This is a genomic window from Enterovirga sp. (assembly GCF_035325185.1).
Taxonomy (GTDB): Bacteria; Pseudomonadota; Alphaproteobacteria; order Rhizobiales; family Beijerinckiaceae; genus Enterovirga.
Genome location: NZ_DAOLAJ010000177.1, coordinates 1 through 2246, shown reverse-complemented (window position 1 = coordinate 2246; position 2246 = coordinate 1). Strand labels below are relative to the sequence as shown.

Genomic DNA, 2246 nt, shown 5'->3' with positions numbered 1-2246 from the left:
GCCTACGGCATGTTCGGCCATGTCGATGCCGGCGTGCTGCATGTCCGCCCGGCCATCGACATGAAGGACCCGGCCCAGGAACGCCTGATCCGCGACGTGACGGAGGAGGTCGTCGCGCTCACGCAGAAATTCGGTGGGCTGCTCTGGGGCGAGCACGGCAAGGGCGTGCGCTCCGAATTCTCGCCCCGCTTCTTCGGCCCGCTCTATCCTGCCCTTCAGGCCGTCAAGGCGGCTTTCGATCCGCAGAACCAGTTCAATCCCGGGAAGATCGTCGCCCCGCGCGAGGGACGTCTCCTCACCGTCGATGGCGTGCCGACCAAGGGACAGCGCGATCGCGCGATCCCGCCCGAGGTCCGGGCCGGGTTCGACGAGGCGCTCCACTGCAACGGCAACGGCGCCTGCTTCAACTGGGATCCGGACGATGCCATGTGCCCGTCCTGGAAAGGGACGCGCGAGCGGCGCCATTCCCCGAAGGGGCGCGCGCAGCTCCTGCGGGAATGGCTGCGGCTCCTCTCCGAGCAGGGCGTCGATCCCCTCGCCGAGGCCCGGGACCTGCGCGGCGGCCGGGGATGGATACGCTTCCCGGCACGGCTCGGCGCCACCCTCGCGCGGCGCCGCGAGCGCGATTTCTCCGACGAGGTCAAGGAGGCGATGGACGGCTGTCTCGCCTGCAAGTCCTGTGTCGGACAATGCCCGATCAAGGTCGACGTGCCGAGCTTCCGGGCCAAGTTCCTCGAGCTTTATCATGGCCGCTACCTGCGGCCGGTCCGGCATTACGCGGTCGGCTGGATCGAGGCCATGGTGCCCTGGATGGCGAAAGCGCCCGCCCTCGCGAACCTGGCGTCGCATTCGGGCCCGGGCGCGGCCCTCATGCGGGCGATCGGCCTCGTGGAGACGCCGCGGCTCTCGGGCCTCGATCTCGGACGCGAGCTCGCCGCCCGCGGCATCGGCATGGCGGATGCCGGGACCCTCGCGAGGCTCCCGCCCGACGAGCGAGGGGCCAGCGTCGTCATCGTGCAGGACGCCTTCACGAGCTTCTACGAGACGCGGGTCCTGCTCGATCTCCTCGATTTCCTGCGACTGGCCGGCATCCGGCCCTGGCTCGCTCCCTTCCGGGCGAACGGCAAGCCCCTGCACGTCCACGGCTTCCTGGGCGCTTTCGAGCGGCTTGCCGCCGCCAATGCGAGCGAGCTGAACCGTCTTTCGGCGACCGGGATCGACCTGATCGGCCTCGACCCCTCGATGACCCTGACCTACCGGTCCGAATATGCGGCCGCGTTGGCGGAGCGGAACATGCCGCGGGTCCAGCTCGTCCAGGAATGGCTCGCGGCGCGGCCCGATCTCCTCCCGCGCGCGGCAGCACGGCGGGATTATCAATTGCTGCCCCACTGCACCGAGCGAACGACGGCGCAGCCCGCGGTCGGCGCATGGGGCAAGGTGTTCGAAGCCTGCGGGCTCGGGCTCTCCGTCCTGCCCTCCGGATGCTGCGGCATGGCCGGAACCTATGGTCACGAGGCCGAGCACCGGGCGATGTCGGAGCGGATCTACGGGCTGAGCTGGGCGCGCCACGTGGCCCGAGCGGGTGCGGAGGGCGGGCTCCTGGCGGACGGCTATTCCTGCCGCTCGCAGGTCAAGATCATCGACGGAATTCGCCTGCCGCATCCCGTCCAGGCGCTGCTCGACGCGCTGCGCTCCGGGCCGCAGGCAGCGGAGCATGTTCCCGTTCGGTCATCATCATGAAACGCGGCGGCGAAGGATCGTCGTCTGAAGACTGGAGATAGAGGATGTCTGGAGACAAGACGCAGTTCAGGCTCGGCCTCGTCGGCTACGGCGAGATCGGCAGCACGCTCGGCAAGGGCCTCCGCGGCGCCGGGCTCGAAAGCATCTTCTGCTACGACAAATATGCCTTCGACGGCCCCTATGCCGACCTCATCCAGAGCCGCGCCGCAGAAGTCGGCGTGACGCTGGTCCGCTCGAACCAGGAGCTTGCCGATGCGAGCGACCTCATCTTCAGCGTGACGCCGGGCTCGGCCTCGCTCGAGAGCGCCGACGCCTTCGCGCCCTGCCTCTCGGACAAACACACCTTCCTCGACTTCGCCTCCGCCACGCCGAAGATCAAGCAGGGCGTCGCCGCGAAGCTCGCCCCGAGCGGGGCGCTGCTCGGGGACGGATCGATCGAGGGCACGCCGCTGCACGGCTATTCCATGCGGATGCTGTCGAGCGGCCCGGCCGGCGAGCGCGTCCGG

General features: G+C 69.5%; 1 protein-coding gene and 1 pseudogene. Both read left to right on the top strand.

Translation table 11 applies throughout. The features are described 5' to 3' along the window. Positions 1 to 1740 (top strand): FAD-linked oxidase C-terminal domain-containing protein (locus PKD06_RS18765; protein WP_324382832.1); only part of this gene is annotated, 1740 nt, incomplete at its 5' end. 44 nt (positions 1741 to 1784) lie between these two features. After that, positions 1785 to 2246, top strand: a pseudogene (locus PKD06_RS18760) (NAD(P)-dependent oxidoreductase); the annotation flags it as partial.